Source organism: Thermodesulfovibrionales bacterium (assembly GCA_035622735.1).
Taxonomy (GTDB): Bacteria; Nitrospirota; Thermodesulfovibrionia; order Thermodesulfovibrionales; family UBA9159; genus DASPUT01.
The window spans coordinates 1-4,093 of sequence record DASPUT010000140.1 but is presented as its reverse complement, the minus strand read 5'-3'; the positions used below and the strand labels follow the sequence as shown (position 1 = coordinate 4,093).

5 protein-coding genes are annotated in these 4,093 nt (G+C 51.6%); all 5 read right to left on the bottom strand.

Going from position 1 to position 4,093, the window contains the following annotated elements:
• The coding region (gene pilM / locus VEI96_07565; protein ID HXX57844.1) for a pilus assembly protein PilM at nt 1–302 on the bottom strand (302 nt) is incomplete at its 3' end.
• A gap of 95 nt (nt 303–397) precedes the next feature.
• Nucleotides 398–1,312, bottom strand: a complete 915-nt coding sequence (truB, locus tag VEI96_07560; GenBank protein HXX57843.1) for a tRNA pseudouridine(55) synthase TruB — start codon at nt 1,310–1,312, stop codon at nt 398–400.
• Nucleotides 1,313–1,371: 59 nt separating this feature from the next.
• A complete protein-coding gene (locus VEI96_07555; GenBank protein ID HXX57842.1) occupies nt 1,372–2,304 on the bottom strand; it encodes a bifunctional oligoribonuclease/PAP phosphatase NrnA in 933 nt (310 codons plus the stop codon).
• On the bottom strand, nt 2,301–2,648 hold the full coding sequence (gene rbfA, locus VEI96_07550; protein ID HXX57841.1) for a 30S ribosome-binding factor RbfA: 348 nt from the start codon (nt 2,646–2,648) through the stop codon (nt 2,301–2,303). The genes VEI96_07555 and rbfA overlap by 4 nt, the downstream gene beginning before the upstream one ends.
• Nucleotides 2,649–2,755: 107 nt before the next feature.
• The coding region (infB, locus tag VEI96_07545) for a translation initiation factor IF-2 (protein ID HXX57840.1) at nt 2,756–4,093 on the bottom strand (1,338 nt) is incomplete at its 5' end.

Genomic DNA, 4,093 nt, shown 5'->3' with positions numbered 1-4,093 from the left:
GACTCGGTGAGTTCTTCCTCGCTCATCTCCGGCAGCGAGATCCGTTTTATAATTACCGAGGAATGTCCCGCTATCGAGATAACGACATTTTTTGTCTTAATCTTCCCCTTCCGGATAAACTCCTTTAGGGAGTCCGTGAGTCTGATAGCATCTATGATGGAGCTTTCAACGATGAGTTCCGGTGAGATCGGGAGCATGTCGAAATGTTCTAATTCATAGCCCGACTTGCTCTCTTTCAGCTGAACAGCCTTGATATAGCTGGAACCTATGTCTAATCCTAAGAATCCCTTTGAGCCAAACATAGGTAATAAATAACAGAAAAAATTTATCTTGTCAAGTATTTTTTTCTGTTAAAAATCAAATGCTTTAATTTAAATCTTCAAAAACTGCTTTAATATCAGTCTCTAATACTAAGCATCCTCACTATATTTATCGAACTCTCCGTTGCCCTCCCGATCGCAAACAGGCTTCCCGAGGGGTTTTTGAGTCTTACGTAGCCGGTTTCCGTGCCCGCAGTATTTCCCCGCAGTCCGATCGGAAGGCCGTTTCTTGCAACTGAGAATTCCCTACCCGTCAATGAAATCTCTCCGAGATGACTCAGCGACGAATCAATGCTCGATATCCATGGCGCCATGCCATTTCCGGCGCCGAATTCAAATTCAGGAGATTGAACCAGTTCTTTAAGCCTATCGAGCGTCACCGAATCCTTGATACTGAATTTCCCTATCCGCGTTCTCTTCAGTTCCGCGACATGGGCGCCGACACCGAGCGCATCCCCGATGTCATCGCAGAGGGTCCTTATATAGGTTCCTTTCGAGCACGAAACCCTTATCTCCGCCCAGGGAAGATCGAATCTTGTTATTTCGATGCTCCGGACACCTACCGTTCTCTCGGGCCTGTCGACCTCGATCCCTTTCCGTGCGAGCAGATAAAGAGGTTTCCCCTTTCTCTTTATAGCGGAAAACATGGGAGGGGTTTGCCTGATGGTTCCCACGAATCTCTCGAGCACGGTTTCTAAGTCATCTCTTTCTATCGAAAGGTCTCCCGTTTTCCTGATGACGGTCCCTTCTGCATCAAGGGTATCGGTCTTCTCGCCGAGTTTCATCAAGGCTAAGTACTCCTTGTCGAGATCGGCAAGGAATCTCGTGACCTTTGTCGCCTCACCAAGGCAGACGAGCAGGATTCCGGTTGCTATCGGGTCGAGAGTCCCTGAGTGACCGGCCTTTCTTGCACGGATTATCCTCTTGACCCGCGTGACCGCCTGCTGCGATGACATGCCTCTTGGCTTGTCGAGATTGATAATAGCATTCATAGGGAAAAGAGAAGGATCGTCGGGGCAAAGCTCCAGGATTTAAAATGAGGTGCCGTGTGTCATCTTCTGCTCATGACCGCCTTTATCAGCATCTCCTTCGCTGTCTTCATGTCTGCAGCAACCTTATACCCTGCGGCATTCCGGTGGCCTCCACCCCTGAACATTTCCGCAATCCTTGCCACATCAACTTCCCCCCGTGAACGGAGACTCACCTTCCAGCCCCCATCGACCTCACGGAAGAAGGCAGAGATCGTTAAGCGCTTCATCATCCGGGGAAAGTTAGAAAAATGTTCCGTATCCTCCGGAGTCGTACCGGTCTCAGCGAACATCGCCCGCGTGACAAAGCTGATGCCGATATCGCCGACGACCTCAAGGGTATCGAGGACCCTGAGCAGGAGTCTGAACCTTCCGTCAGACCACGACTCATAGAGCGCTACGGATATCACGCCCGGGTCTGCCCCTGAATCGACGAGTTCAGCAGAGACCCGCAAAACTTCGGAGTCCGTATTACTGTACCGGAACGTTCCCGTATCAACCGCTATCGCGGTATAGAGGTTTGTCGCCATATCCGCCGTTATGCGGACTCCCAACGATTTGATCAGGGAATACACCATCATTCCGGTCGCAGGAGCCGCGGGGTCTATCCATCTGATATCACCGAAGTCCCTGACCGTTTCATGATGATCGATTACAACGGAATAAGGGAGAGAACCATCGCTCAACCCCGCCCTCTCCGGCTCATTGCAGTCGAGGATGATGAGGGGCGACCTTCCCGGGGGCAGAACGTTGCTGAATCTCTCATGGCCCGGGAGGAAATGATAGAGCTCGGGAATATGGTCACGGTCATAGAGCGCCGTCTCCTTGCCCAGTGACTCAAGGGCAAGGGAGAGTGCAAGGGATGAGCCGAGTGCATCGCCGTCAGGGTTGATGTGGGTTGCGATAAAGAAAGTTTTCTCTTTCCCGATAAGGGCGATAAGTTCCCCGGGGATCAAAGCTTTTCCTTTATCTCTTTCAGCAACCTGTCAATCCGGTCACCGCGTTCTATCGATTCGTCTATCCTGAATTCCAGTGACGGTATAAACTTCATCCTTACCCTCTTTGCCACTTCAGAACGTATATAGCTCTTCGCAGCGTTGAGTATCGTCATCGTAGTCTCCTTCTCTTCTTCGTTGAGGATGCTGACGAAGACCTTCGCTATCTTAAGGTCATCCGTAATATCAACGCCCGTGACCGTCACAAAGCCGAGGCGCGGATCCTTCACCTTCCTCATGATGATATCAGCGATCTCCTCCCTGAGCAGGTCGCTGACTCTCTGTGATCTTTTATATGGCAGCATAGGATGAATGCATTAACAGCAGTCGAGCAGTGAGTAGTAATCAGTTAAGAGAAAAGGAAAGAAGACGCCTTCTTCTTCGCCGGCTGCTTGTTCTGGTCCGGAGCTCCTTAGAGTTTACCCGCTATCTTCTCTATGAGGTAGTTTTCGAGAATATCGCCGACCTTTATATCATTATAGTTTTCTATCATGATTCCGCACTCGTATCCCGACTGGACCTCCCGCACATCTTCCTTGAATCTCTTCAACGATGATATCTTGCCGTCATAGACCACGATGTTATCACGGATAATCCGCATCCCATCGCTTGCGCGGCTAACCGAGCCGTCAAGGACATAGCAGCCCGCTATCGTTCCCAATCGCGAAACATGGAATGTCTCGCGTACCTCAGCCCTCCCGAGTATCTTCTCCTTGAAGGTCGGTTCGAGGAGGCCTTCAAGGGCCTTCTTCACATCCTCTATCGCCACATAGATGATGTTATAGTGCCGCATGTCAACGCCTTCCCTCTCGGCCAGCTGATGAGCCTTCGCCTCCGGTCTCACATTAAAGCCTATGATGATGGCGTTTGAGGCTGCGGCAAGCATCACGTCCGACTCATTGATGGCCCCAACAGACGCGTGGATCACTTTCACCTTGACCTGGGGATGGGTAATCTGTTCGAAGGCATCTTTCAACGCTTCGATAGAGCCCTGCACATCTCCCTTGATGATGATATTGAGGTCCCTGATCTCCCCCTCCTTGATCTTCGAATAGAGGTCGTCGAGCGTCAGTTTCTTCGCTTTTGCCATCTCGGCAAGTCTCTGCTTTTGGTACCTCACCATCGCGATCTGTCTCGCCTTTTTCTCGTCTTCAACGGCAAAAAAAGTATCTCCCGCTGTCGGAACCTCTGAGAATCCGATCACTTCGACGGGGGTCGAGGGATGAGCTTCGGGGATCCTCTTCCCCGTGTCATCGATAAGGGCTCTGACCTTTCCGACATTGCTTCCTGCAAGAAACGCATCGCCCCCTTTGAGCGTCCCGGTCTGGACGAGGACCGTAGCCACAGGCCCCCTTCCTTTATCGAGCCTCGCTTCGATAATCGTACCCTTCGCCAACCGGTTCGGGTTGGCCTTCAGTTCCATGACTTCCGCCTGGAGAAGAATCATCTCGAGGAGATGTTCGATGCCGATGCGTTTTTTTGCGGAGACCTCGACAAAGATGTCCTGCCCTCCCCACTCCTCCGAAATGATGCCGCGTTCAGCCAGTTCAGTCTTTACCTTTCCGGGATTCGCTTCGGGCTTGTCTACCTTATTGATCGCCACGATGATCGGGACATTCGCCGCCTTTGCATGATCAATCGCCTCAACCGTCTGAGGCTTCACCCCGTCATCTGCGGCGACAACAAGAACCACAATGTCCGTCACCTTGGCCCCCCTCGCCCTCAGGGAAGTAAACGCCTCATGGCCGGG